Source organism: Nocardioides campestrisoli (assembly GCF_013624435.2).
GTDB lineage: Bacteria > Actinomycetota > Actinomycetes > Propionibacteriales > Nocardioidaceae > Nocardioides > Nocardioides campestrisoli.
Window position 1 is genome coordinate 3,168,811 of record NZ_CP061768.1, and the last position, 25,634, is coordinate 3,194,444.

A 25,634-nucleotide genomic window follows, 5' to 3' on the forward strand; every position below is an offset into this window, starting at 1 on the left:
ATGTGACCCAGGTCTCCGGCGGCTACCTCTCAGTAGCCGCGGCCACGATCTCCGGCGCCTGGACCCGCGCCTCGTCGGCCTCCAGGTCCGTGGCCATGGCCTGGCTCTGCCGCTCGGCCTCGACCCGGCGCAGGTAGTGGTCGACCTCCGTGGCGGTGGTCGGCTCGTCCCAGCCGAGCTCGCCGGCCATCAGCGAGGCGACCTCGCCGGCCGCCACCGTGCCCCGGTCGAAGGTCTCGATGGAGATCCGGGTACGCCTGGTGAGCACGTCGTCCAGGTGCCGGGCACCCTCGTGGGTGACCGCGTAGACCACCTCGGCCGCCAGGTAGTCCGGCGCACCCGCCAGGGGCGCCGCGAGCTCCGGCCGGGCCTCGACCAGGGCCAGCACCTCGTCGACCAGGCCGCCGTAGCGGCCCAGCAGGTGGTCGATCCGGCCGACCTCCAGCCCGGAGGCACGGGCCAGGGCGACCCGCTGGTTGGTGCGCGTCTCGAACCCGTAGGCGCCGACCAGCGGGACCCGGTCGGTGATGCTGGGCAGCACCCCGTCGACGCCGTCGAAGGCGACGTCGACCGCGTCCTGGCCCATCACCCGGTAGGTGGTGAGCTTGCCGCCGGCGATCAGCACCAGGCCGGGGACCGGGCTGATCGTCGTGTGCTCCCGGGAGAGCTTGGTCGTCTCGGCCTCGGCACCGACCTTGCGCATCGGCTTGAGCAGCGGGCGCAGCCCGGCGTACACCCCGACCACGTCCTCGAGGTCGAGCGGCACCTTGAGCAGCCGGTTGATGTGGTCGAGCAGGTAGGTGATGTCGGTGCGGCTGGCCGCGGGGTGGGCCAGGTCCAGGTCCCAGGGGGTGTCGGTGGTGCCGATGATCCAGTGCGGACCCCACGGGATGACGAAGAGCACCGACTTCTCGGTCTTGGTGATGAAGCCGCACTCGGACCGGATCCGGTCACGGGGCACCACCAGGTGGATCCCCTTGGAGGCGTCCACCTCCAGCGCTCCCTCGCCGCCCATCATCTCCTGGATCTGGTCGGTCCAGACGCCGGCCGCGTTGATCACGACCTTCGCCCGCACCTCCAGGTCGACGCCGTTCTCCAGGTCCCGGGCGGTCACCCCGACCACCCGGTCCCCCTCGCGCAGGAAGCCGGTGACCTTGGTCCGGGTCGCCACGTGCGCCCCGTTGTTGGCCGCCGTGCGGGCCACGGTCATCACCAGCCGGGCGTCGTCGACCTGGCAGTCGTAGTAGCGGATCGCGCCGTGCAGGTCGTCGGTGCGCAGGTCCGGGGCCATCCGGGCCAGCTGCTTGCGGAACACGTGCTTGTGCTTGGGCACGCCCATGTCGTACTTGCCGGCCATCGCCATCGAGTCGTACAGCGCGACGCCGGCGCCGACGTACGGGCGCTCCCAGGCGTGCTCGAGGGGGTAGAGGAAGGGCACGGGGCGGACCAGGTGCGGGGCGAGCCGGGTGAGCAGCAGGCCACGCTCCTCCAGCGCCTCCTTGACCAGGGCGAAGTCGAACATCTCCAGGTACCTCAGCCCGCCGTGCACCAGCTTGCTGCTGCGGCTGCTGGTGCCGCTGGCGAGGTCGCGCTGCTCGATCAGCGCGGTGCTCAGGCCACGGGTGACCGCGTCGAGCGCCGCGCCGACGCCGACGATGCCGCCCCCCACGACCAGCACGTCCAGCTCGGCGGACTGCATCGCCTCGAGCGCGGCGGCGCGGGAGGCCGGGTTCAGTGCGATGGGAGTGGTCATGTCTCGATTCTGCCGGACGGGTGGTGCCCGCCTGACGGGCCCCGGGTCACACCCGTGGCCCCCGAGGGCTCAGCCGAGGACCACTTCGACGCGCTGGAACTCCTTGAGCTCGGTGTAGCCGGTGGTGGCCATGGCCCGCTTGAGCGCGCCGATCAGGTTCATCGTGCCGTCGGCGACGTGCGAGGGGCCGAAGAGGATCTCCTCCAGCGTCCCGACCGCCTCGAACTCCACCCGCTGTCCGCGCGGCAGCTCGGCGTGGTGCGCCTCGGTGCCCCAGTGGAACCCGCGCCCCGGCGCGTCCGAGGCCCGGGCCAGCGGGGAGCCGATCATCACCGCGTCCGCGCCGCAGGCGATCGCCTTGGAGATGTCGCCGGAGCGCCCGATCGAGCCGTCGGCGATCACGTGCACGTAGCGGCCACCGGACTCGTCGAGGTAGTCGCGGCGGGCGGCGGCCACGTCGGCCACCGCGCTGGCCATCGGCACCGCGATGCCCAGGACCGTGCGGGTGGTGTGGGCGGCGCCGCCGCCGAAGCCGACCAGCACGCCGGCCGCACCGGTGCGCATCAGGTGCAGCGCCGCCTGGTACGTCGCGCAGCCGCCGACGATCACCGGGACGTCGAGCTCGTAGATGAACTCCTTGAGGTTGAGCGGCTCGGCCTGGCTGGAGACGTGCTCGGCGGAGACCGTGGTGCCGCGGATCACGAACATGTCGACCCCGGCGTCGACCACGGTCTTGGCGAACTCCTTGGTCCGCTGCGGGGAGAGCGAGCCGGCGACGGTGACCCCGGCGTCCCGCATCTGGTGCAGCCGGGCGCTGATCAGCTCGGCCTTGACCGGCTCGGTGTAGATCTCCTGCATGCGGGCGGTGCCCTCGGCGCCGCGCAGCGAGGCCACCTCCTCCAGCAGCGGGGTGGGGTCCTCGTAGCGGGTCCACAGGCCCTCGAGGTTGAGCACGCCCAGACCACCGAGGCGGCCGAACGCGATGGCGGTCTCCGGCGACATCACCGAGTCCATCGGCGCCGCGAGCACCGGCAGGTCGAAGCGGTAGGCGTCGATCTGCCAGGCCACGCTCACCTCCTCGGGGTCGCGGGTGCGACGGGAGGGGACGATGGCCACGTCGTCGAAGGCGTAGGCGCGCCGGGCGCGCTTGTTCTTGCCGATCTCGATCTCGGTCACGGGTCGCAGCCTCTCAGATGCCGGTGTAGTTGGGGGCCTCGACGGTCATCTGCACGCCGTGCGGGTGGCTCTCCTTGAGCGAGGCCGAGGTGATCCGGACGAACCGCCCCTTCTCCTGCAGCTCGGGCACCGTGCGCGCGCCCACGTAGAACATCGACTGGGCGAGCCCGCCGATCAGCTGGTGGGAGACGGCGCCCAGCGGGCCCCGGAAGGCGACCTGGCCCTCGATGCCCTCCGGCACGATCTGGTCGTCGCTGGTGACCTCGGCCTGGAAGTAGCGGTCCTTGGAGTAGGACTTCTTGCCCCGGCTCGACATCGCGCCCAGCGACCCCATGCCGCGGTAGGACTTGAACTGCTTGCCGTTGACGAAGACCAGCTCGCCGGGCGACTCCTCGCAGCCGGCCAGCAGCGAGCCGAGCATCACCGAGTCGGCGCCGGCGACCAGCGCCTTGGCGATCTCCCCGGAGTGCTTCATGCCGCCGTCGGCGATCACCGGCACGCCGGCGGGCTTCGCGGCCAGCGAGGCCTCGTACACCGCGGTGACCTGCGGGACGCCCACACCGGTCACGACGCGGGTGGTGCAGATGGACCCGGGGCCCACCCCGACCTTGACCGCGTCCGCGCCGGAGTCGACGAACGCCTGGGCGCCGGCGCGGGTGGCGACGTTGCCGCCGATCACCTGCACGTGCCGGGTGGCGGGGTCGCTCTTGAGCCGGCGCACCATGTCGAGCAGCAGGTGCACGTGGCCGTGGGCGGTGTCGGCGACCAGGACGTCGACGCCGGCCTCGACCAGCGTGGTCGCCCGCTCCCAGGCGTCACCGAAGTAGCCGATGGCGGCACCGACGAGCAGCCGGCCGTCCGCGTCCTTGGAGGCGTGCGGGAACTGCTCGGACTTCACGAAGTCCTTGACCGTGATCAGGCCGGCGAGCCGGCCGTCGCCGTCGACCAGCGGGAGCCGCTCGCGCTTGTGCTGGCGCAGCAGCGCGGTGGCCTCCTCCCGGCTGATCCCTTCGTGGCCGGTGATCAGCGGCATCGGCGTCATCACCTCGTCGACCTTGGTGGTGGCCCACTCGGCGACCGGGGTGAAACGCAGGTCGCGGTTGGTGATGATGCCGATCAGGTGCTGGTCGGGGTCGACCACGGGCAGCCCCGAGACCCGGTACTCCCCGCAGATGCGGTCCAGGTCCTCGAGGGTGGCGTCCGGGCCGATCGTCACGGGATTGGAGATGATGCCCGTCTGGGTCCGCTTGACCAGGTCGACCTGGTAGGCCTGGTCGGTGATCGAGAGGTTGCGGTGCAGCACGCCCATGCCGCCCTCACGCGCCATCGCGATCGCCATCCGCGACTCCGTCACGGTGTCCATCGCGGCGCTGACCAGCGGCACCTTGAGCGAGATCTCCCGGGTCAGCCGGCTCGTGGTGTCGATCTCCGACGGGGCCAGGTCCGACTCCCCGGGGAGGAGCAGCACGTCGTCGTAGGTGAGGCCGAGGCTTGCGAACTTCTCAGGGATCTCCACGCCACCATGCTACGTCGCCTGCTTTGACCCCGATGTCCCCAGACCAGCATGCTGACCTCAGCAGGACGCCACCCGAGGGAGACATGCAGACAGCTCGCACGACCCGCCCCGACGCGCGCTGGGTGGTCGCCGCGATCGCCCTGGCGGCCTTCCTGCTCCGGCTCCCGGGCCTGACCGGACCGCCCGGCGCCGACGAGTCGGGGTTCCTGATCGTGGCCCGCACCTGGGACCCGCAGCCCGACAGCCTGTTCGGACCCTACTTCGTGGACCGGCCCCCGCTGCTGCTGCTGGTGATCCGGCTGGCCGACGCGGTGGGCGGCCTCACCGCCGTACGCCTGCTCGGGGCCCTGTCCTGCGCCGTGCTGGTCCTCACCGCAGCGGCCTGCGCGCGGCTGATCGCGGGGCGCCGGGCACCGGCCTGGGTCGCCGTCTGCGTGGCGGCGGCCACCTCGACCCCGCTCATCGACCCGGTGCACGTGAAGGGCGAGCTGCTGGGCATCCCCTTCGTGATGGCCGGCTGCTGGCTCGCCCTGCTGGCCCTGCGCCGGGAGTCCGCGGGGCTCGCGCTGCTGGCCGGCGCCCTGGCCTCGCTGGCGGTCGGCCTCAAGCAGAACCTGCTGGGCGCGCTCGTCTTCGCCGCGGTCCTGCTGGTCGGCTCCGTGCTCAGCGGCCGGATCAGCGGCCGCGTCTTCACCCGGCTCGCGCTGGCCGGGCTGCTCGGGGCTGCCCTGCACCCGGCGGTCACGGTGGCCTGGGCGCAGTGGGCGGGCGTCGACCTGGCCACTCTGTGGCACACGGTGGTCTCCTTCCGCGCCGAGGCCAGCGAGGTGCTCTCCTCCCGACCCTCCAAGAGCGCCGAGATCCGGGCCTGGGCCCTGCTCGCGGTGGGCGTGCTCACCGGGATCTTCGCGGTGCTCGCCTGCTTCCTGGCGCTGCTGCCGGTCCAGTGGCGGATCAACGCTCCCCTGACCGCGGCGATCGCGGCGATGTGCGCCTACGACGTCCTCGCGGTGGTGGTCAGCGGCAGCTACTGGCTGGACTACCTGTTCGCCCTGATCCCGGTCACCGCGCTGGCAGCCTCGGCCCTGATCGGAAGCCTGGACCCGGGGTCCGCGGTGATCCCGGCGGCCGTGGGCGCCGTGGTGCTCTCCTGCACCGTGGGCATGGTCGCCTGGCTGGTCTTCAGCCCGGCCTGGATCAGCAGCATCCACGCCGACGACACCGGCCGGGCGATCGGCGAGGTCTCCCAGCCCGGGGACACCCTGGTCGTCTACGGCGGGCAGGCGGACATCCAGCTCACCAGCGGCCTGTCCTCCCCGTACACCCACCTGTGGAGCCTTCCGATGCGGACGCTCGACCCCGACCTGGACGAGCTCACCGAGCTGGTCGAGGGGCCCGACGCCCCCACCTGGCTGGTCGAGGCGGCGTACTTCGGAGCCTGGAACCAGGAGGCCGGCGCCCGCCTGCGCGCCGCGGTCCGGGAGAAGTACGACGACGTGGTGCCGGAGTGCGGGGACGCCCAGCGCATCTGGCGGCTCAAGAGCGCAGACCGGGCCACCCCGCAGCCCGCCTGCTGAGGCCCGGGACGACGAACGGCCCGTCACCCCTCGGGGTGACGGGCCGTTCGGCTGACGAGTCAGACGCGGTCAGTGACCGTGCCCGTGGCCGTGACCGGCCGCCGGAGCGTCGTCCTCCTCCTCGGGCTTGTCCACCACCAGGGTCTCGGTGGTGAGCAGCATGCCCGCGATGGAGGTCGCGTTGACCAGGGCGGACCGGGTCACCTTGACCGGGTCCAGCACGCCCTGGGCGACCAGGTCGCCGTACTCGTCGGTGGCGGCGTTGTAGCCGTTGCCCACCCCGAGCTCGCGGACCTTGGTGGTGACGACGTAGCCGTTGACCCCGCCGTTCTCGGCGATCCAGCGCAGCGGCTCGTCGGCGGCCTTGCGCACCACGCGCACGCCCATCGCCTCGTCACCGGTGAGGCCGAGTCCGTCCTCCAGGACGGAGACGGCGTGCACCAGGGCGGAGCCGCCCCCGGCGACGATGCCCTCCTCGATCGCGGCACGGGTCGCGGAGACCGCGTCCTCGATCCGGTGCTTCTTCTCCTTCAGCTCCACCTCGGTGTGGGCGCCGACCTTGATCACGCACACACCGCCGGCGAGCTTGGCGAGCCGCTCCTGGAGCTTCTCCCGGTCCCAGTCGGAGTCGGTGTTCTCGATCTCGGCCTTGATCTGGTTGACCCGGGCCTCGACCTCGCCGGAGTCACCGGCGCCGTCGATGATCGTGGTGTGGTCCTTGGTGACCACCACGCGCCGCGCCTGGCCGAGCACCTCGAGCCCGACCTGGTCGAGCTTGAGGCCGACCTCGGGCGCCACGACCTGACCGCCGGTCAGGGTCGCGATGTCCTGCATCATCGCCTTGCGACGGTCGCCGAACGCGGGGCTCTTGACCGCGACGGCGTTGAACGTGCCGCGGATCTTGTTGACCACCAGGGTGGAGAGCGCCTCGCCCTCGACGTCCTCGGCGAGGATGAAGAGCGGCTTGCCCGCGGCGATGACCTTCTCCAGCAGCGGGAGCAGCTCGGCGATCGCCGAGATCTTGCCCTGGTGCAGCAGGATGTACGGGTCGTCGAGGACGGCCTCCATCCGCTCGGGGTCAGAGACGAAGTAGGCCGAGATGTAGCCCTTGTCGAACTGCATGCCCTCGGTGAACTCCAGCTCGGTGCCCATGGTGTTGGACTCCTCGACCGTGATCACGCCGTCCTTGCCGACCTTGTCGAAGGCCTGGGCCAGGAGGTCGCCGATGTGGGCGTCGCGGCTGGAGATCGTGGCCACCGAGGCCATGTCCTCACGGGTCTCGACCTCACGGGCGGCCTCGCGCAGGGCGTCGCCGACGGCCTCGGCGGCCGCGTCCATGCCGCGCTTGAGGCTCATCGGGTTGGCGCCGGCGGCGACGGCGCGCAGGCCCTCGTGCACCATCGCCTGGGCCAGCACGGTGGCGGTCGTGGTGCCGTCACCGGCGACGTCGTTGGTCTTGGTGGCGACCTCCTTGGTGAGCTGCGCACCGAGGTTCTCGAACGGGTCGTCGAGCTCGATCTCACGGGCGACGGTGACACCGTCGTTGGTGATGGTCGGCGCGCCCCACTTCTTGTCCAGGACGACGTAGCGGCCCTTGGGGCCGAGCGTCACCTTGACGGTGTTGGCAAGCTTGTCGACTCCGCGCTCGAGGGCGCGACGAGCACTCTCGTCGAACTCCAGGATCTTGGGCATGTGGACTCCTTCTCAGAAAAAAGCGAATCCCGGACGACCGACCGACCGACACGGCGTGCGCGAGGGGCGGTGGTCGTCCGGGACCGGGGAACGATCAGGAAACGATGGCCAGCACGTCGCGGGCCGAGAGGATCAGGTACTCGCCGCCGGAGTACTTCACCTCGGTGCCGCCGTACTTGCTGTAGATGACCTTGTCGCCCACGGAGATGTCCATGGGGATGCGCTCGCTGCCACCCTCGTTGAACCGACCGGGGCCCACGGCCACGACCTCGCCCTCCTGGGGCTTCTCCTTGGCGGTGTCCGGGATGACCAGGCCGGAGGCCGTGGTCTGCTCGGCGTCGAGCGGCTGCACGACGATGCGGTCCTCGAGGGGCTTGATGTTGACCGACACGTTGTCGACCTCCACTTTCTCCACGTAGCGTGCGCCCGCGGGCGCGGACTCAGTTTTGTCTGGGACTCTCGCGCCTGACCTGCGCCGTCGCGGGGGTCGCGGATCGCTTGCGAGATGCTGGCACCCTCGGGTCGAGAGTGCCAAGGGCCACGTTAGCACTCCCCCCGATCGAGTGCCAGACAGGTGACTTCCTGACAGGATGGCGGCGTGGACCTCGAGACCTTCCGCTGGCTGCTCACCGACGACGGCCAGCGCCTGATCGACACGGCCACCCACGCCTACGCCGACGCCGGTGCCGACCCGCTGCGCGCCACCGCCGCCGTCCGCCGGGTCGAGTCCGACCCCGACCGGGCCGCCGCAGCGCTCACCGTGGTCGCCCTGCGGGTGCGCGCGGTGCCGAAGTTCGGCCCCGACGCGGTCTCGATGTACTTCTCCCCCGACGCCCTGGAGCAGGCCACCCGCCGCCGGGTGGCGGACCACCGCGCCGCCCGGCTCGCCGCGGCGCAGCCCTCGTCGGTGGTGGACCTCGGGTGCGGGATCGGCGGCGACCTGATCGCCTTCGCCCGGGCCGGCCTGGTGGCGGCCGGCGTCGACCTGGACCCCGTCCGGGTCGCCATGGCCGAGGCCAACCTGGCCGCCCTGGGCCTGGAGGGGGCCGCGATGGCCACCGACGCGACCCGGATGGACCTGGCCCCGTTCGGCGCCGTCTTCGCCGACCCCGCCCGGCGCGGCGCCCGCGGACGCATCTTCGACCAGGACGGCTGGACCCCGTCGTGGGACTTCGTCACCGCCCTGCTGGCCCGGCCGGAGGGGTCGGGGGCGGTCGTCAAGGTCGCGCCCGGGATCCCGCACGCCCTGGTGCCCGAGGGTGTCGAGGCGGAGTGGGTCAGCGACGAGGGTGAGGTGAAGGAGGCCGCCCTGTGGTCCTCCGGCCTGGCCACCACCTCGCGCCGCGCCACGGTGATCAGCGGCGCCGGCCTGGCCTCGCTCACCGCCGAGGACGACCCGTACGCCGGCCGGGACCGGCCCGTGCGCCCGTTGGGGCAGCACCTCTACGAGCCGGACGGCGCGGTGATCCGGGCGGGCCTGGTGACCGCGGTCGCCGCGGGGGTGGAGGGTGGGCTGCTGGACCCGCACATCGCCTACGTCACCTCGGACAAGTCGTTCCGGAGCCCGTTCATGCGCGCCTACTACGTGATCGACGAACTGCCGTTCCGGGAGAAGCAGCTGCGGGCGGCCCTGGCCGAGCGCAACGTCGGCCCGCTGACCATCAAGAAGCGCGGGGTCGACGTGGTGCCCGAGCAGCTGCGCAAGCGGCTGGCGCTGACCGGTGACGAGGAGGCGACGATCGTGCTCACCCGGATCGACGGCGTCGGCCGGGCGCTGCTGGTGCGTCCGTTCTGAGCACGGCGACCACCCGGCCCACTCGTCTCAGGCCCACTCGTCTCAGGCCCACTCGAAGGTGGCCAGCACACCCTCGACGAACTCGGCGCGCTCCTTCTTGGTCGTGTACTTCGTCGTGTCGAGGTGGAAGAAGAGCGTGAGCTTCATCCCCTGGTGCATCGCCCCGAACTCCTCGTACCAGACGACTTCGTCGCGGTCCCTGATCCCGGCGAAGTGGTAGACCTCCACGCCGTCGAGGGTCCTGTCGGGCAGTCGGCGCACCCGGGGCGAGACGTTCTTGTGGCTGGAGAGCGCGTCCCGGGCGATCTCCTCCAGCGGGGCCTCCCGGACGAAGAGGATCTCCCCCATCGCCACCCAGCTGACGCTGTCGACGTCCTTGGCCGAGATCTGGGTGCTGATCAGCGCGTCGTGGGTCCACCCCTCGGGTGCCCGCATCTTGCCGGTCTCGAGCTCCAGGTACTTCCCGGTGGCCGGGGCGACCGAGGCCGACGGCGCCGGCGCCTCGGTCTCCGGGCTCGGCGTGGGCGACGCGCTCGCGGGCGCTCCTCCCCCGGCGCCGGCTCCCTCGTCGGCCCCCTCGTCCTGGGCGCAGCCCGCCAGGAACGCCAGGACGGTCAACGACAGGATCGTGCGCAGCACGGATCGGCCCACGGGTACCCCTCCTCCGAGATCAGGGCGACAGGATAGCGACCCGGCCGACGCGGGCCGGCGCGAGCGGGGGCGCCGTAAACGTGCCAAGATTCGCTGGTTTGGGGGCGACGGAACGTGGGCACGCTCCCCGGCGACCAGGCACGAAGGGGAGAAAAGTCATGCCAGCCATCCCGCTGATCGACGGAATCGGGACAATCGGCGCCCTCAGAGCCATGCAGATGGACGAGGACACGATCGCCCAGATCACCAAGATGCTCGAGACCCATGCCGCCGAGCTGCAGCAGCAGCAGCCGACCGACATCAGCCGCAGCGACTTCGGCGGCTCCTGGTGGGGCGGCGAGTTCGGTCGTCACGCCGAGAAGGCCCAGGCCAACGTGGTCCAGGCGATCGTCGACATGGTCGCGGGCCTGCGCGGCTTCAAGACCGGCATCAAGGAGCACCAGCAGCACGTCGTCGACGTGGACGAGGTGGAGGCAGCGGGTCGGCTGAAGCCGATCCAGACCATGATCGAGCAGTCGGCCGCCTGCGCCACCGGCGGCGACCTGAAGACCGACACCGTCGGGACCAACGCCTGCACGCCCGCGCCCGAGGAGGACTCCTGATGGTGTCGCGCTACCACCGGTCACGCCTCAAGCAGGCAATCCAGACCGCCCGGGAAGCCAAGTCGCTCAGCGTGGAGCAGGACTGGCTCGCCCTCTCCACACTGCTCAACCAGGTGCGCCACGCCCTGCAGAACGCCTCGCCACAGGCCAAGGAGGAGATCGGCGGCCAGACCGGCGAGGCGATCGACCAGGCCTTCCGGAAGGCCGCCGAGGACATGGGCAAGCGTGCCGAGATCCTCGCCAGCGCCGCTCCCACCCTGGGCTCGGTGGCGCACGCGATGACCACCGCACGCTCCATCAGCGACTCGCTCCAAGCCGGCGCTGGGCGTTCGGCGCCCGTGCCGCCGCGCCCCACGACGGGGCCCCCGACCGACGAGGACATCGCGGCCCAGCGGGACTACGACACCGCTGCCGCGCAGTACCAGGCGGCCGAGGCCGCCGACGAGGAGAAGGCGCGGGTGGCGCTGGAGGCTCTGGAGCAGGCGTTCCAGCAGTCCGTCGGCACCATGAAGGAGATCCACGGCGAGCCCGACCCGGTCTACCCGGGCGGCGGCGGCCAGGGACCGGCAGCCCCCTCGGCGGCACCTCCGCTGACCCCCGGCGCCCCTCCGTCGGCGACGGAGGTCGTCGCCCCCGGCCCCGGCCAGCCGGTCCCCGGGACGCCCGTGCCGACTCCGACGCCCGGCGTGCCCGTACCCGGTCAGCCCGTCCCCGGGACGCCCGTGCCCGCTCCGGGAGTCCCGCTGCCCGGGGGCCCCGGGTCACCCCTGCCGATCCCCGAGCCGTCCGCCCCCACGCCCGGAGGCCTGCCCCCCGAGACCGGGGTCGGCGGCGGGACCCAGTCCGGCAACGCGGTGCCGTCGTACACCCCTCCGAGCACCGGCGCGGCAGCCCCGCCAGCCGGTAGCGCCGTCTCCGGCGCAGGAACCGGCCCGCTCGCCGGGCCCGTGCTCGCCGGAGGAGGTGCACCCGGCACGGCCGGCGCAGCCGCACCCCGGGGTGCGGCCGCCAGCAACGTCCGACCGATCGGCTCCGGTGCCCGCGCCGCCGCTGGCGGCACCCTCGGCAGGGCCGGCGCGGCGCCGGGCTCAAGCGTCCGAGCCGGTACGGCGGGAGCCGTCTCGCGCGCCGCGGCCACCCCGGGTGCCGCCGGCAGGGCCGGCTCCGCGCCGGGAGCGGCCTCGCGGGCTGGGTCGGCCGCGCGCGGCGCGGCGGGGTCGGGCGCGCGGACCGGCGCTCCGACCTCCGGCGCCCGAGGTGCGGTCGGCGGCTCCGGCACACGCGCCGGCGCGGCCGGCGCAGCGGCTCGCCCTGGTGCCGCCGCGGGCACGGGCCGGGCGGCCGGGGCTCCTGGCGGTGCGCGTGGTGCCGTCGGCAGCAACGCGTCCTCGGGTCGCGGCGCGAGCACCGGCACCGCCTCGGCCGCCGGCGCCACCGGAGGGCGCCGGTCCGGCAAGGAGCAGGGCGCGAGCTCCAGCGCCATGGAGTTCGAGCAGGACTGGCTGGACGACGAGGCGGGGCCCGGGGTCCTCGGCTGACCCCTGCCCCACCCGGACATGCAGATCGGCCCGTCCCCGAGGGGGACGGGCCGACCTTCCGGACCGCTCAGGCCTCCGCGCGTGCCTCCGCGTGGGCGACCTTGCGCGAGTGGGCGAGACCGAGCAGGCCCAGGACCAGGAACAGTGCAGCTCCCACGTAGGCGGCGATCGCGGCGTAGCCGGCGATGGTGCCCATGGTGGCGAAGGCGAAGCCGTAGAGCAGCAGGCCACGCAGGGTGTTGCCCTGGAACAGCGACTCCCGCAGGTCCATCCAGGCCTGGGCCTCGGCGACCTCCTCCTCGGTGGCGTCAGCGTTCTCGGCGACCGCAGCCATCTTCTCCCGACCGATGCTCGAGGCCTCCTCGTAGGTGACCGGCTCACCGTCGTTGAGCGCCGCGCCAGAACCGTTCATGTGCGCCAGGATGTAGTGGTCGGCGTACGCCCGAGCCGCGGGACCGTTGTCCAGCTTCTCCCCGGCGAACTTCTCCAGCTCCTTGGCGTTCTCCTCGGTGATCCCACCCGAGGCGACCTGGCCGTCGATGGCCTCCTGGGTCGGCATCACGATGTCCTGGGCGGAGAACTGCTCCTCGACCTGGCTGCCGATGAACACGTTGGCCCAGGTCATCAACCCACCAGCCACCACCAGCACCACGGCCAGCAGCAGGCCGATCCCGGACAGAACCTTGTCGAGCGTCGCACGCATCACACTTCTCCTCTTTTTCGTCCGACCGGCCGGCCCACTGTCGACTGATCAAGTACTACGGACAGTAGTAGATAACTACTACGTTGTGTCGTAGAAAGGCCCGGGAAGAGGTGTGACTCCACTCACTAGGTGTGATGCCCAGGCAGGTTGTTCAACCTGGTGATGGGTGCGGCTTTCCCGATCGCTGAGTGGGGCCGGTGATGGTTGTACTCGTGGACCCATGTTGGCAGAGCGGCGAGCCGGGCTGATTCGGAGTTGTAGAACTTCTTGAACGCCCAGCCCTCGACGAGAGTGCGGTGGAAGCGTTCGATCTTGCCGTTGGTCTGGGGACGGTAGGGGCGGGTCCGCTTCGCAGTGATCTGAAGTTCCGTGCAGGTGTCGCGCCACAGGTGGGAGCGGTAGGCGCCGCCGTTGTCGGACAGCACCCGTTGCACCGTCACGCCACGTGCGGCGAACCAGGCCACGGCGTTGCGCAGCACGGCTGCGGCGGTCTCCTTGGTTTCGTCGTCGTGGGCCTCGACGTAGGCGACTCGCGAGTGGTCGTCGATGACGGTGTGCAGGTAGCAGGTCCCGACCAGCGGTTGGTGGTACTTGCTCTTGGGGGCACCTGTTCGCAGGGCCGTAGCGGCGCGGTTCTTGCCGCCTTGTTGTCGCCCGACGTAACGCCAGCCGCCGCCGTCGGGGACCTTGCCGAGCTTCTTGACGTCGACGTGGATCAGGTCGCCGGGCCGCTGGTGCTCGTAGCGGCGGATCGGCTCCCCGGTCGCGCGGTCGATGTGGGTCAGCCGGTTGAGACGGCAGCGGACCAGTACCGCGTGCACGGTCGAGGACGCCATGTTGAGCCGGTCGGCGATCTCGACCGGGCCGAGCCGCTGCTTCCACCGCAGGTGCACGATCTTGCGGACCACCGGGGCCGGGGTCCGGTTCGGCTGATGGTGCGGCGCCGAGGACCGGTCGACCATCCCGGCCGGGCCCTCGGTGCGGTAGCGCTCAGCCCACTTCTTCGCGGTTCGCCACGAGACGTCGTAACGCTGTCGACGCTCCCCGAATGTTGGGCCGGTTCTGCTCTTTGGAAGTTAGGCCACTTCGGTGTTGGTCATTGTGCCGTGTTCTCGGCTCGTGCTGAGGGAAGTGTCGCGATGCCGGTGTCCTTGAGTCGGTAGGAGCTGCCCTTCAGCGTGAGGACGTCGGCGTGGTGGACGATGCGGTCGATCATGGCCGCGGCGACGACTTGGTCGCCGAATACGTCGCCCCAGCGGGCGAAGGGCAGGTTGCTGGTCAGGATCAGTGAGGCGTGTTCGTAGCGTGAGGACACGAGCTGGAAGAAGAGGTTCGCGGCGTCTTGCTCGAAGGGGATGTAGCCGACCTCGTCGACGATGATCAGCCCGTAGCGGCGTAGCCGGGCCAGCTCGTTGCCGAGTCGTCCGGTGGCGTGGGCTTCTTGGAGTCGGGTGACCCAGTCGGTGGCGGTTGCGAACAGCACCCGGTGTCCGGCGTGGGCGGCCTTGATGCCCAGTCCGATGGCCAGGTGGGTTTTCCCGGTCCCGGGCGGGCCGAGGAGCACCAGGTTCTGGGCGGCGTCGATGAACGTCGCGGTGGCCAGGTGGGCCACGACGTCACGTTTGAGGGCGGGTTGGTGCTCAAGGTTGAAGTCCTCGAGCGACTTGCGTCCGGGGAACCCGGCGGCACGGATGCGGTGCTCTGCCCCGGCGGCGTCGCGGGCCGACACCTCTCGTGACAGCACCGCTGCCAAGTACTCCTCGTGGGTCCAGGACGCCTCCCTCGCTTGGTCGGCCAGCCGGGTGGCGGCTTCCCGGATCCGGGGCGCCTTCAACGCCCGGGACAGATACTCGATCTGCTTGACCGACTCCACGGACGCGCTCGTCGCGGCGGCGGAGCTCTTCTTGGTGGGCATCAGGCCACCTCGCCGTTGGTGTCGTCCAGTCCGCCCTGGTCGGGCAGGTCGACACCGAAGGCGGTGTCGTAGTCGGCCAGGTCGCGCAGCAGGTCACTACCGGTCGGTGCCGCCGGACGCCCGTAGTCCTCACGCATCCGTCGAGCGGTGTCCACGTGGGCCGGGTCGGTGATGGTCGCGGCAGTGCCCCAGCTGCGGGCATGGTTGGCCACGACCTGGTCCTGGCAGGTGACCTGCACGGTGGACAGGTCGGCATGGACCTCGACCATCCGTCCGATCACGGTCGGGTCGACGGAGTAGTCGTTGCCGGCGACCCGGACGTAGTAGTCGCGTGGCAGCCGGACCCGGGTGTGGAACCCGGTCGCGGGTGGCATCGGGGGCAGAGCCAGCATCGCGGCCCGGTCGATCGCTGCCAGCTCGGCGGGGCGGCCCCCGAGTCGCCGCACGGTGCGGGCGTTGGCGACCGGGAGCCAGGCGGTGAGTTGGGTGTTGAAGTCCGCGGGGCTGGTGAAGGTCCGCCCGGGCAGGAACGAGGTTTCCAGGTAGCGATTGGCGCGTTCCACGATCCCCTTGGACTCAGGGTCGAACGGTTTGAGCTGCACGATCCGGGTGGCCAGGGTGCCGCAGAACCCGGCCACCCCTTCGGCGTAGCGGTTCCGGCGCCCGATGCCTGCCTCGTTGTCCCAGATCAACCTGTGCGGCACCGCACCGAGCTGGGTCAACAACAGCTCCCACATGCCGGCCAGCAGGTCACCGGTCGTACGCGAGGGCAGCATGGTCGCGGTGATGAACCGGGAATACGAGGACACGATCACCAGCACCGGCGGGGCACCAGATTGTCCTGGACCCAGCGGGATCATGACCGGTGGGAACCACAGGTCGCACTGGGCCTGATCGCCGGGCCGGTACTCCAACCGGTCCGCAGGGTCGCGGGGTGCGTAGTCGACCCGCAGCACCGCGACCTGTTTGCGGAACCACGACGTCGACCCTTGCCAGCCCACCCGTTCGGCCAGCACTGAGGCCGGCATCGTCGGGAACTCCTTCAACAGTTCCCGCACCCGCGGCTCGTAGACGTCGAACACCGAGGGCGCCTTCGGTCGGACGTACCGCGGCGGGGCAGGGGAGTTCACCGCCCTCGTGACCGTGTCCCGGGCGATCCCCAGATGCCTGGCTATCGCCCGGATCGACATCTGCTCCTGCGCATGCAGACGCCGGATCTCAGCCCAGTCCTCCACTGTCATCACCCAATCCATCGTGGTCGGGTGGCCTACTTTTCGGAGAGCGCTACTGGCCTAGATTTCGAGGAGCGTCGACAAACGCTCGGCCGCGCGAGCCGGCGGCCAGCCGTGGTCGACGATCAGAAGTGCGAGTCGAAGCCGGGCGCGCGGGGTCAGGGCAGCGTTGGAGTGGGTAGCGTGGGACACGAAGGCCTCCTTCGGTGGCGGAGCGGTTCCTAGATAGCTCCACTCCACACCGGGGAGGCCTTCGTTCATCTACAGATCAGATCGTGTCGTCGCACGATCTCGACCAACGTGCCTGGGCATCACAACTAGGCGGACGCGGTCCCCCGCCCCGAGCGGGATGCGACGGCGTCGTCCTCGGCGGATCCGGGGGTCTCGGCCAGCAGGACGCGCAGGGCCGGCACGTGGCGGGTCGAGGCGGGTCGGGGCGGGTGGCTGGACGACGAGGGGACCGCGCCCGGCGTCCTGACCTGATCCCGACGCGCGTCAGGCCACGACGGTGGTGATGGGCTGGCTCGAGTCGGCCGGCAGGTCCAGGCTCGAGGCTGCCCGTCCGCGGGCCACCAGCTCCGCACCGAGCGCTGCGACCATGGCACCGTTGTCGGTGCACAGCCCGGGGCGCGGGACCCGCACCCGGATCCCCTTGGCCGCCGCGCGCTCCTCGGCCATGGCACGCAGCCGCGAGTTCGCCGCGACGCCGCCGCCGATGAGGATGTCCTCGATGCCGTGGGTCACCGCGGCGTCCAGCGCCTTGCGGGTCAGGACGTCGCAGACCGCCTCCTGGAAGGAGGCGGCGACGTCGGCCACGTCCACCGTCTCCCCCGCCCGCTGCTTGGCCTCGACCCAGCGCGCGACCGAGGTCTTGAGCCCCGAGAAGGAGAAGTCGAACCGGTGCCGTTCGAGGTCCCGCCGCGCCGTCAACCCGCGGGGGAAGTCGATGGCGACGCTGTTGCCGCTCACCGCGGCGCGGTCGATGTGCGGGCCTCCGGGGAACGGCAGCCCCAGCAGCCGGGCGACCTTGTCGAAGGCCTCCCCCGCCGCGTCGTCGATCGTGGCGCCCAGCGGGTCCACCCCGACCGTCACGTCCTCGACCTTCAGCAGGCTCGAGTGCCCGCCGGAGACGAGCATCGCCAGGCAGGGCTCCGGGAGCGGGCCGTGCTCGAGCTGGTCGACCGCCACGTGCGCGGCCAGGTGGTTGACGCCGTACAGCGGCTTGCCCAGGCCCAGCGCCAGCGCCTTCGCGGCGGCGACGCCGACCAGCAGGGCGCCGGCCAGGCCGGGGCCGCTGGTGACCGCGATCGCGTCCACGTCCTGGAGCCGGATCCCCGCGGTCTCGCAGGCGCGCTCCAGGGTCGGCACCATCGCCTCCAGGTGGGCGCGGCTCGCCACCTCCGGCACCACGCCGCCGAACCGGGCGTGCTCCTCGACGCTGCTGGCCACCGCGTCGGCCAGCAGGGTGTGTCCGCGGACGATCCCGATGCCGGTCTCGTCGCACGAGGTCTCGATGCCCAGCACGAGCGGTCCGTCGGTCAGCGAGCTCATGGCTCCATCCTCTCCGATGCTTCCAGCCGGCGCTCCAGCACCAGCGCGTCCGAGCCGTCGCGGTAGTAGCGCGGCCGTACGTCGATCTGCTCGAACCCGCGGGCGCGGTAGAGCCCCAGCCCAGCGGCGTTCCCGGCGCTGACCTCGAGCAGCAGCCGCTCGGCCCCGTCCGCCAGCGCCGCCGCGACGACGGCGTCGAGGAGCCAGGAGGCGAGCCCGGCGCGCCGACACGCGGGTCGTACGCCGAGCCGCAGCAGCTCCGCGAAGTCCCCCACCGCCCCGGACAGGGCGTAGCCGGCCGGGCCGTCGGGCCCGACCAGGACCCAGCCTCGTCGGCCGGGTCCCGCGAGCAGCTCCGCCCAGGCCTGCACGCCCCAGGCCTCGTCCTCGAACAGCTCCGCGTCCAGGGACGCGACCGCGGCCAGGTCGGAGCTCCCGAGCGGGCGCAGCTCGCCGGGGGCGGGGTGCTGCGCGCCGGTCACGAGACGGGCTTGGGGGCGTGCTGGGCGACTGCGTCGGGGCGGCGCAGGTAGAGCGGCTCCGGGTCGAGCAGCTCGGCGAGCTCCTCGGTCACCACCCGGGCGAGCCAGCCGGCGCTGGGCCGGGTCGGGCCGACCGGGCAGCTGAACGCCTCGGGGTAGAGCCGCGGCCCCTCCCCCACGACGGGCAGGTCGGTGGCGACCTCGGCCGGCTTGGTCACCACCGGTCCCTCCACCCGCACACCGTCCTCGTAGGAGGCCAGGTAGACCTCCTTGCGGCGTGCGTCGGTGGCGACCAGGAACCGTCCCGCGACGGCCCCGGTCTCCGCCGCCTCGACCGCGAGCACGTCGAGGGTGCAGACGGCGTAGACCGGGACCTCCAGGACGTAGCCGAGGGTGCGTGCGGTCACCAGCCCGACGCGCAGCCCGGTGAACGGACCGGGACCGGCGCCGACCGCGATCGCGGTCAGGTCGTGCCGGTCCGCGCCCGCGTCGGCCAGCACCGCCTCGATCAGCGGGGCGAGCTGCTCGCCGTGCTTCATCGGGGTCTCGGAGAGCCGCTCGGCCACGACCTGCTCCCCGTCGTGGAGGGCGACCGTGACCAGGGGCGTGGCGGTGTCGAACGCGAGGAGCACGCCGTCGAGGCTACTCGCCGCGGCGCAGTCTCAGCCCAGCACCCAGCGCAGCCGCACCTCGCGCGGGTCGAGGTCGTCGTCGCGAAGCTCCGCCTCGTCGGCGAGCGCCCGGGAGATGTGCACCTCGAGCCGGCGCTCGGCCAGCACCTCGGCCAGGCCCTCGCCCCACTCCACCACCGTGACCGCGTCCTCCAGCGAGGTGTCCAGGTCGAGGTCGTCGAGCTCGGCGATCCCACCGAGCCGGTAGGCGTCGACGTGGACCAGGTCCGGACCGTCCACCAGCGAGGGGTGGACCCGGGCGATCACGAACGTCGGCGAGGTCACGCCGCCGCGGACCCCGAGCCCCTCGCCCAGTCCCTGGGTGAACGTCGTCTTCCCCGCGCCCAGCTCGCCGCTGAGCACCACCAGGTCGCCGGCCTCCAGCAGGCTGCCCACCCGGCGGCCCAGCTCCTGCATCCGCTCCCCGTCCACGACGGTGTGCATGACCGGCAGGTCGCGGCGCAGCTCGACGTACGGCGGGTCGACCGGTCGCTGAGTGAACCCCTGGGACTCCCAGAAGGCCACCGTCGCCGGCAGCTCGGGTCGGGCCAGCACGGCCACCTGCTGCTGGGCCGCGCCGGCCTCGCAGGCGTGCGCCAGCAGCGCCGCGGCCACCCCGTGCCCCTGCTCACCGGGGACCACCCCGACCCTGCGCAGGTAGAGGACGTCGTCGCGGGGGTCCAGGACCAGCGCGCCCACCGGACGGCCGTCGAGGGTGGCCAGGACGCCGCTGCCGCGGCCGAGCTTCGCCGCCACGGACTCCGGCGTCTCGGCGAGCGCGTCGGCGGGCGGGTCCAGCGCCGGGCGGGCAGAGAACGCCGCGGACACCACCGCGTGCACCTCGGCGGCCGCCTGGGCCCCGACCCGGCGCACCGCCAGGCCGTCCGGAGCCCCGCTCACGCCTCGCGCTCCTTGGCCAGCAGGGAGGCACGGGCGATCAGGTCGTCCAGCTCGCGGTTGACCTCGTCGTGGCTCTCCAGCATGACCATGTGCCCGGCGCCGACGGCCTCGAACAGGTCCGAGCCATGGATCCGGGCGTGCAGCTTGCGGCTGTGCCCGATCCTCGTCATCCGGTCCTCGGTGCCGCAGACGATGCTGCAGGGGGCCTGGGCGAGCGCCTCGAGGTGGTCGAAGTGGTCGAGCGTGGCGAAAGCCGGGTAGAAACCGGCGACCACTTCGAACGGCGTGTCGTCGATCATCCCGTAGACGAAGTCGACGTAGCTGCGCGGCACGTCGGCGCCGAAGGAGTAGTGGTCCGCCACCACTCGGGCGAACCGGTGACCGGCCCCGCGCAGGCGGTCGACGAGCAGGTGGCCGCGGTCCAGGATGCGCACGGCCCGGCTGACCGCGCGGCCGCCGAGACCCAGCGGCACCATCGGGAAGATGATGCGGCCGGGGTCCAGACCGCCGGCCGTGGTGGCGATCAGCGCGCTGCCCACGACCTTGTCGGCGAAGAGCTCGGGGAACTGCTGGGCCAGCGAGATCACGCTCATCCCGCCCATCGAGTGACCCACCACGATCACCGGGCCGGGGGCGGTGGTCTCGATCACCCGCCGCAGGTCGCGTCCGAGCTGCTCGATCGTGCAGCTCTCCCCCGGGGCCCGGGCCGACCGCCCGTGCGAGCGCAGGTCGTAGAAGACCGTGCGGATCTCTCCGCGGTAGGCGGCCCGCTGGAAGTGCCAGGAGTCCAGGGTGAGGGTGTAGCCGTGGACGAAGACGACCGTCAGGTCAGGCTCGCCCGGAGCGGGCGGCGCGTCCGGCTCGTCGATCTCCACGTGCAGGTCGATGCCGTCGTCGGTGACGACCTTGAGCCCCGGGGACCGCAGCTCGCCGAAACCGACCGCCTCCCCGGCACCGCGCCGGGCCATCACCCGCCGCTGCTGCGCCAGCTTGGCGGCCGCGCCGCCCGCGGCCGCGACGCCCAGGGCGCCCGCGGTCAGTCCCAGGGTCCGACGTCCGCGGCTCACACCGGCTCCCCGCTCCGGCAGACGTGGCGCCGGGTGAGCCGGCCACCCAGTCCGGAGACCACCTCGTAGCTGATCGTCCCGATCGCCTCGGCCCAGTCCTGCGCCGTCGGCTCGCCCCTCGTGCCGGGCCCGAGCAGCACGAACGGCTCGCCTGCGGCCACCTCGTCGTCGTCGCCCAGATCGACCAGCAACTGGTCCATGCAGACCCGGCCGCGCAGCGGGCGGCGCCGCCCGGCGACCCACACCTCGGCGCCGGGGCTCGCCGCCCGCGGCACCCCGTCGGCGTACCCCACCGGGACCAGCCCGAGGGTGGTGTCGTGCTCGGCGACCCAGGTGTGCCCGTAGGAGACCCCGGACCCCGCCGTCACCGGCTTGACCCGCACCAGGCTGCCCTGCACGGTCATCGCCGGGACCAGGCCCAGGTCGCTCATCAGCTCCGTGGTGACACCCGGGGCAGGGTCGAGCCCGTAGATCGCCAGACCGCAGCGGACCAGGTCGTGGCGGGCGCCCGGGCGCAGCAGCGCGGCGGCCGAGTTGGCCAGGTGCCGCACCTCGGGCTGCAGCCCGACGGTCTCCGCGACCGCGAGCGCCTCGGCGAAGACGGCCTCCTGGGCGGCGTTGGCGGGGTGGTCGGGGTCGTCGCTGGCGACCAGGTGCGACCAGATCCCGGTGACCCGCAGGTCGCCGGCCTCCTCCGCGTCCCGGGCCGCCGCCACCAGGCCCGGCCACTCGCCGGGCGTCGCGCCGCCCCGGGCCAGGCCGGTGTCGATCTTGAGCTGGACCCGCGCGGCCCGACCCACCCGGGAGGCGGCAGCACGGATCTCGTCGAGCTGGGCGACGGAGTACGCCGAGAGGTCGACGTCGCCGACGACCAGGTCGTCGTAGACCTCCCCGGGCACCCCGAGCCAGCACAGCACCCGTCCGTCGTCCCCGGCGGCGCGCAGGGCCCGCGCCTCGTCCAGGGTGGCGACGCCCAGCCAGTCGGCCCCTGCCTCGCGGGCCGCCCGGGCCACCTCGACCATCCCGTGCCCGTAGCCGTCTGCCTTGACCACCGCCATGAACGCGGCGGGCGCGACGTGCGCGCGCAGGGCCGCCACGTTGTCGTGGACGGCGGCCAGGTCGACGACGATCTCGGCCCGTGCCGGGGCCGTCGACTCACTCATGCCTAGATTCTCCCACCCCGGCTAAGAGGCGACGCACCGACTCCGGGACGTGGCGGGCGACGGCACCGGCCTGGAGCGGCCCGCCGGCCGACGCCCGGGTGGCCGCGTCCCCGTGCAGCCAGGCCCCCACCGAGGCCGCGTCGTACGGCGACAACCCGGCGGCGAGCAGGGCACCCACCAGGCCGGTGAGCACGTCCCCGGCGCCGGCGGTGGCCAGCCACGGCGTCCCGGTGGAGCTGCTCCGGGTCCGGCCGTCGGGAGTCACGACCAGGGTGCTCCGTCCCTTCAGCAGCACGGTGGCCTGCCACCGCTGGGCGGCCTGCCGGGCGTGTCGCCACGGCGCCGCCTCCACCTGCTCGCGGCGGCACCCCAGCATCCGGGCGAGCTCGCCCGCGTGCGGGGTGAGCACCCAGGAGGCGTCGGCCGGCAGGTCGGCCGCGCTCTCGGGCAGGTGGGCGAGCGCGTCGGCGTCCACCACCACCGGCACCCGGTCGGCCAGCGTGGCCGCGAGCGCCTCGGCCGCTTCGTCATCCCCGCCCGATCCCACGCACCAGGCCTGGACGCGCCCCGCCCCCACGACCTCGGGGTGGGCCTGACGGACCCGCTCGGCGACGGCGGCCGGCCCGACGTACCTGACCATGCCGGCCAGCCCGGTCGCGGCGCCCGCCACGCACAGCAGCGCGGCACCGGGGTACGCCGAGGAGCCGGCCCGGACGCCCACCACCCCGCGGGTGTACTTCTGCGCCTGCGGGTCCGGCACCGGCAGGAGCGCGGCCACGTCCGTGGCTGTCAGCGCCTCCACCGCCGGCTCCGGCAGGTCGAGTCCCAGGTCGACCAGCCGGACCTGCCCGCACGCCGCGGCCGCCGGGTCGACCAGGTGCGCCGGCTTGCCGGTGCCGAAGGTGACCGTGAGGTCGGCGCGCACGTGCGGCCCCGGGGTCTCCCCCGTGTCCACGTCGACACCGGAGGGCACGTCCACCGCCACCACGGGGACGCCGGCCAGGAGCTCCAGGACCTCGGGCGCGGGCTCACGCAGACCCGGGCGGCCGCCGATCCCGACGATGCCGTCGACCACCACGTCCACCCGCACGTCCTCGAGCCGCTCGCCCAGGGCACCCGGATCGACCACCTGCCCGCCGGCACCGAGCAGCGCGGCCAGCCCGGCCGGATGCATCCGCTCGGCCATCGGCACCGCCCAGACCTGGGCGCCCCGGCGGGCCAGGGTCGCACCCGCCCACAGGGCGTCCCCGCCGTTGTCTCCCGGGCCCACCAGCAGCACGACACGACGGCCGTAGGCGCCGCCGAGGAGCTCGACCAGGGCGGTGGCCAGACCCGTGGCGGCGCGGGCCATCAGCGCCCCCTCGGGCAGCCGGGCCAGCAGGACCGCCTCGGCCTCGCGGACCTGGGCGACCTCGTGCGCGCGGATCATCGGCTCATCCCTCGAGCACCACCATCGCGGTGGCGATCCCGGCGTCGTGGGAGAGCGAGACGTGCACGCCCTCGACCCCCAGCTCGGCGGCCCGGGCAGCCACCGTGCCGCGCAGCTCGAACCGGGGCCGGCCGTCGGGCTCGGAGACCACCTCGGCGTCGTGCCAGTCCAGCCCGGGCGGTGCGCCGAGCGCCTTGGCGAGCGCCTCCTTAGCGGCGAACCGGGCGGCCAGGGACCGCGGCGTCCTCGACTGCGACTCCTGCGCGGTGAAGAGGCGGCCGCGCAACGCCGGGGTACGTCCCAGCGAGGCCTCGAACCGTGCCACGTCGGCGACGTCGACCCCTACCCCGATCACGGCCACCGCGCGGCCTACTCGACCGTGACGGACTTGGCCAGGTTGCGGGGCTGGTCGACGTCGTGGCCCATCGCCGTGGCCAGCTCGCAGGCGAAGAGCTGCAGGGGCACCACCGCGACCAGCGGCTGGAGCAGCACCGGGACCTGCGGCAGGCGGATCAGCTCGTCGGCGTACGGCGTGATCGACTCGTCGCCCTCCTCGGCCAGGCAGATGGTCCGCGCCCCGCGGGCCCGCACCTCCTGGATGCCGCTGAGCATCTTGGCGTGCAGCTGGTCGCGGCCGCGCGGGGGCACGATGCACAGGACCGGCAGGCCGTCCTCGATCAGGGCGATCGGCCCGTGCTTGAGCTCGCCGGCAGCGAAGCCCTCGGCGTGGATGTAGGCCAGCTCCTTGAGCTTGAGCGCACCCTCCAGCGCCACCGGGTAGCCGGCGTGCCGGCCGAGGAAGAGCACCGAGGAGCTGTCGAAGTGGTCGCGGGCCAGGTCGTAGACCTGCTGGTCGTTGGCGAGCACCGTCTCGATGTGGGCCGGCATCTGGTCCAGCTGGTCCATCACCTCCCCGATCTCGTCGCCGAACCGGGTGCCCTTGACCTGGGCGAGGTAGAGCGCCAGCAGGTAGCAGGCGACCAGCTGGGTCAGGTAGCCCTTGGTGGAGGCGACGCCGATCTCCGGACCCGCGTGGGTGTAGATCACCCCGTCGGACTCGCGCGGGATGGTGGACCCGTTGGTGTTGCAGATGGCCAGCACCTTGGCGCGCTGCACCCGCGCGTGCCGGATCGCCTGGAGCGTGTCCGCGGTCTCCCCGGACTGGCTGATCGCCACCACCAGGGTCGACTGGGTCAGGATCGGGTCGCGGTAGCGGAACTCGCTGGCCAGCTCGACCTCGACCGGGATCCGCGTCCAGTGCTCGATCGCGTACTTGGCGACCATCCCGGCGTAGAACGACGTGCCCGCCGCGATGATGATGATCTTGTCGACCTCGCGCAGCTCGTCGTCGGAGAGCCGCATCTCGTCCAGCTGGAGCAGCCCCTCGGGAGTACGGCGGCCGAGCAGGGAGTCGGCGACCGCGCGCGGCTGCTCGTAGATCTCCTTGCGCATGAACCAGTCGTGGCCGTCCTTCTCGGCGGCCGTCAGGTCCCAGTCGACGTGGTAGCGCCGGCCCTGGGCGGGCGAGCCGTCGAAGCCGCTGACCTCGACGCCCTCGCGGGTGATGGTCACGACCTGGTCCTGGTCGAGCTCCATCGCCTCGCGGGTGTGCTCGATGAACGCGGCCACGTCCGAGCCGAGGAAGTTCTCCCCCTCCCCCAGGCCCACCACGAGCGGCGAGTTGCGCCGGGCGGCGACCACCCGGTCCGGGTCGGCCCCGTCGACCGCGACCAGGGTGAAGGCGCCCTCCAGCCGGCAGCACACGCGCTGCATCGCGACCGTCAGGTCGTGACCGGCCTGCACCTCCAGCTCGAGCAGGTGGGCGGTGACCTCGGTGTCGGTCTCCGAGCTCATCTCGTGGCCGACCGCCTCAAGCTCGCCGCGCAGCTGGGCGAAGTTCTCGATGATGCCGTTGTGCACCACCGCGACCCGGCGCTCGCGGCCCAGGTGCGGGTGGGCGTTCGCGTCGTTGGGGGCGCCGTGGGTGGCCCAGCGGGTGTGGCCGATCCCGGTGCTCGAGGTCGGCAGCGGGTTGCCGGCGACCTCCTTCTCCAGGTTGACCAGCTTGCCCGCGCGCTTGGCGGAGGCGACCCTCCCGTCGTGCACCAGGGCGATCCCCGCGGAGTCGTACCCCCGGTACTCGAGCCTCCGGAGCCCCTCGACAACCACGTCCTGGGCCTGACGGGCACCGACGTACCCCACGATTCCGCACATGGCCGGT

The 25,634-nt window shown here is 72.6% G+C and carries 22 protein-coding genes and 2 pseudogenes; 4 read left to right on the top strand and 20 right to left on the bottom strand.

The window, feature by feature from the left end; genetic code table 11:
- Positions 1-22: 22 nt before the first annotated feature.
- The 3 genes from H8838_RS14825 to guaB all read right to left on the bottom strand — a co-directional run bounded on the left by H8838_RS14825 (position 23) and on the right by guaB (position 4,445).
- Positions 23-1,753 (bottom strand): glycerol-3-phosphate dehydrogenase/oxidase, encoded by a 1,731-nt coding sequence (locus tag H8838_RS14825; RefSeq protein ID WP_181312139.1) that lies wholly within the window; start codon positions 1,751-1,753, stop codon positions 23-25.
- 69 nt (positions 1,754-1,822) lie between these two features.
- Positions 1,823-2,929, bottom strand: a complete 1,107-nt coding sequence (locus tag H8838_RS14830) for a GuaB3 family IMP dehydrogenase-related protein (RefSeq protein ID WP_181312138.1) — start codon at positions 2,927-2,929, stop codon at positions 1,823-1,825.
- Positions 2,930-2,942: 13 nt separating this feature from the next.
- Complete coding sequence (gene guaB, locus H8838_RS14835; protein ID WP_185996534.1) at positions 2,943-4,445, bottom strand: IMP dehydrogenase; 1,503 nt, start codon at positions 4,443-4,445, stop codon at positions 2,943-2,945.
- Between the two features lie 83 nt (positions 4,446-4,528).
- Here guaB and H8838_RS14840 point away from each other — a divergent pair, with 83 nt between their 5' ends.
- The gene (locus H8838_RS14840; RefSeq protein WP_181312136.1) at positions 4,529-6,022 is read left to right on the top strand and encodes a hypothetical protein; all 1,494 of its coding nucleotides are present in this window, start codon (positions 4,529-4,531) and stop codon (positions 6,020-6,022) included.
- A gap of 69 nt (positions 6,023-6,091) precedes the next feature.
- Here the strand turns inward: H8838_RS14840 and groL are convergent, their stop codons facing one another.
- Positions 6,092-7,714, bottom strand: coding sequence for a chaperonin GroEL (groL, locus tag H8838_RS14845; protein WP_185996533.1), 1,623 nt, complete (start codon positions 7,712-7,714; stop codon positions 6,092-6,094).
- 94 nt (positions 7,715-7,808) lie between these two features.
- Positions 7,809-8,105 carry a co-chaperone GroES gene (gene groES, locus H8838_RS14850; protein ID WP_181312401.1) on the bottom strand — a complete coding sequence of 99 codons (297 nt, stop codon included), beginning with the start codon at positions 8,103-8,105 and terminating at the stop codon, positions 7,809-7,811.
- 207 nt (positions 8,106-8,312) lie between these two features.
- On the opposite strand from groES, the gene H8838_RS14855 reads away from it, so the two are divergent.
- Complete coding sequence (locus H8838_RS14855; RefSeq protein WP_185996532.1) at positions 8,313-9,509, top strand: class I SAM-dependent methyltransferase; 1,197 nt, start codon at positions 8,313-8,315, stop codon at positions 9,507-9,509.
- A gap of 42 nt (positions 9,510-9,551) precedes the next feature.
- Here H8838_RS14855 and H8838_RS14860 read toward each other — a convergent pair whose 3' ends face one another.
- Positions 9,552-10,160, bottom strand: coding sequence for a hypothetical protein (locus H8838_RS14860; protein WP_185996531.1), 609 nt, complete (start codon positions 10,158-10,160; stop codon positions 9,552-9,554).
- Between the two features lie 212 nt (positions 10,161-10,372).
- Here H8838_RS14860 and H8838_RS14865 point away from each other — a divergent pair, with 212 nt between their 5' ends.
- Entirely contained in the window at positions 10,373-10,762 is a 390-nt protein-coding gene (locus H8838_RS14865) for a hypothetical protein (RefSeq protein ID WP_185996530.1), read from the top strand.
- A complete protein-coding gene (locus H8838_RS14870; RefSeq protein ID WP_191465635.1) occupies positions 10,762-12,300 on the top strand; it encodes a hypothetical protein in 1,539 nt (512 codons plus the stop codon). The genes H8838_RS14865 and H8838_RS14870 overlap by 1 nt, the downstream gene beginning before the upstream one ends.
- Before the next feature lie 67 nt (positions 12,301-12,367).
- Here H8838_RS14870 and H8838_RS14875 read toward each other — a convergent pair whose 3' ends face one another.
- The 14 genes and pseudogenes from H8838_RS14875 to glmS all read right to left on the bottom strand — a co-directional run bounded on the left by H8838_RS14875 (position 12,368) and on the right by glmS (position 25,627).
- On the bottom strand, positions 12,368-13,003 hold the full coding sequence (locus H8838_RS14875; protein ID WP_191465636.1) for a hypothetical protein: 636 nt from the start codon (positions 13,001-13,003) through the stop codon (positions 12,368-12,370).
- 125 nt (positions 13,004-13,128) lie between these two features.
- A pseudogene (locus H8838_RS14880) lies at positions 13,129-14,034 on the bottom strand (IS481 family transposase); the annotation flags it as partial.
- Positions 14,035-14,099: 65 nt separating this feature from the next.
- On the bottom strand, positions 14,100-14,918 hold the full coding sequence (gene istB, locus H8838_RS14885; protein ID WP_185996701.1) for an IS21-like element helper ATPase IstB: 819 nt from the start codon (positions 14,916-14,918) through the stop codon (positions 14,100-14,102).
- A complete protein-coding gene (istA, locus tag H8838_RS14890; protein WP_185996702.1) occupies positions 14,918-16,162 on the bottom strand; it encodes an IS21 family transposase in 1,245 nt (414 codons plus the stop codon). The genes istB and istA overlap by 1 nt, the downstream gene beginning before the upstream one ends.
- Before the next feature lie 75 nt (positions 16,163-16,237).
- Positions 16,238-16,342, bottom strand: a pseudogene (locus H8838_RS14895) (IS481 family transposase); the annotation flags it as partial.
- A 303-nt stretch (positions 16,343-16,645) separates the two neighbouring features.
- On the bottom strand, positions 16,646-17,701 hold the full coding sequence (gene tsaD / locus H8838_RS14900) for a tRNA (adenosine(37)-N6)-threonylcarbamoyltransferase complex transferase subunit TsaD (RefSeq protein ID WP_224766157.1): 1,056 nt from the start codon (positions 17,699-17,701) through the stop codon (positions 16,646-16,648).
- Positions 17,698-18,183 carry a GNAT family N-acetyltransferase gene (locus H8838_RS14905; protein ID WP_185994710.1) on the bottom strand — a complete coding sequence of 162 codons (486 nt, stop codon included), beginning with the start codon at positions 18,181-18,183 and terminating at the stop codon, positions 17,698-17,700. The genes tsaD and H8838_RS14905 overlap by 4 nt, the downstream gene beginning before the upstream one ends.
- The gene (gene tsaB, locus H8838_RS14910; protein WP_185994709.1) at positions 18,180-18,815 is read right to left on the bottom strand and encodes a tRNA (adenosine(37)-N6)-threonylcarbamoyltransferase complex dimerization subunit type 1 TsaB; all 636 of its coding nucleotides are present in this window, start codon (positions 18,813-18,815) and stop codon (positions 18,180-18,182) included. Before tsaB ends, H8838_RS14905 begins: the two co-directional genes overlap by 4 nt.
- 30 nt (positions 18,816-18,845) lie before the next feature.
- Positions 18,846-19,754 (bottom strand): tRNA (adenosine(37)-N6)-threonylcarbamoyltransferase complex ATPase subunit type 1 TsaE, encoded by a 909-nt coding sequence (gene tsaE, locus H8838_RS14915; protein ID WP_224766158.1) that lies wholly within the window; start codon positions 19,752-19,754, stop codon positions 18,846-18,848.
- Positions 19,751-20,821 (bottom strand): alpha/beta fold hydrolase, encoded by a 1,071-nt coding sequence (locus H8838_RS14920; protein WP_224766159.1) that lies wholly within the window; start codon positions 20,819-20,821, stop codon positions 19,751-19,753. Before H8838_RS14920 ends, tsaE begins: the two co-directional genes overlap by 4 nt.
- Positions 20,818-21,984: an alanine racemase gene (alr, locus tag H8838_RS14925; protein ID WP_185994708.1), complete on the bottom strand. Its 1,167-nt coding sequence runs from the start codon at positions 21,982-21,984 to the stop codon at positions 20,818-20,820. Before alr ends, H8838_RS14920 begins: the two co-directional genes overlap by 4 nt.
- Positions 21,977-23,413, bottom strand: a complete 1,437-nt coding sequence (locus H8838_RS14930; protein WP_185994707.1) for an NAD(P)H-hydrate dehydratase — start codon at positions 23,411-23,413, stop codon at positions 21,977-21,979. Before H8838_RS14930 ends, alr begins: the two co-directional genes overlap by 8 nt.
- Positions 23,414-23,417: 4 nt before the next feature.
- On the bottom strand, positions 23,418-23,774 hold the full coding sequence (locus H8838_RS14935) for a holo-ACP synthase (RefSeq protein ID WP_181312691.1): 357 nt from the start codon (positions 23,772-23,774) through the stop codon (positions 23,418-23,420).
- Between the two features lie 8 nt (positions 23,775-23,782).
- Complete coding sequence (gene glmS / locus H8838_RS14940; RefSeq protein ID WP_185994706.1) at positions 23,783-25,627, bottom strand: glutamine--fructose-6-phosphate transaminase (isomerizing); 1,845 nt, start codon at positions 25,625-25,627, stop codon at positions 23,783-23,785.
- Positions 25,628-25,634: the final 7 nt, after the last annotated feature.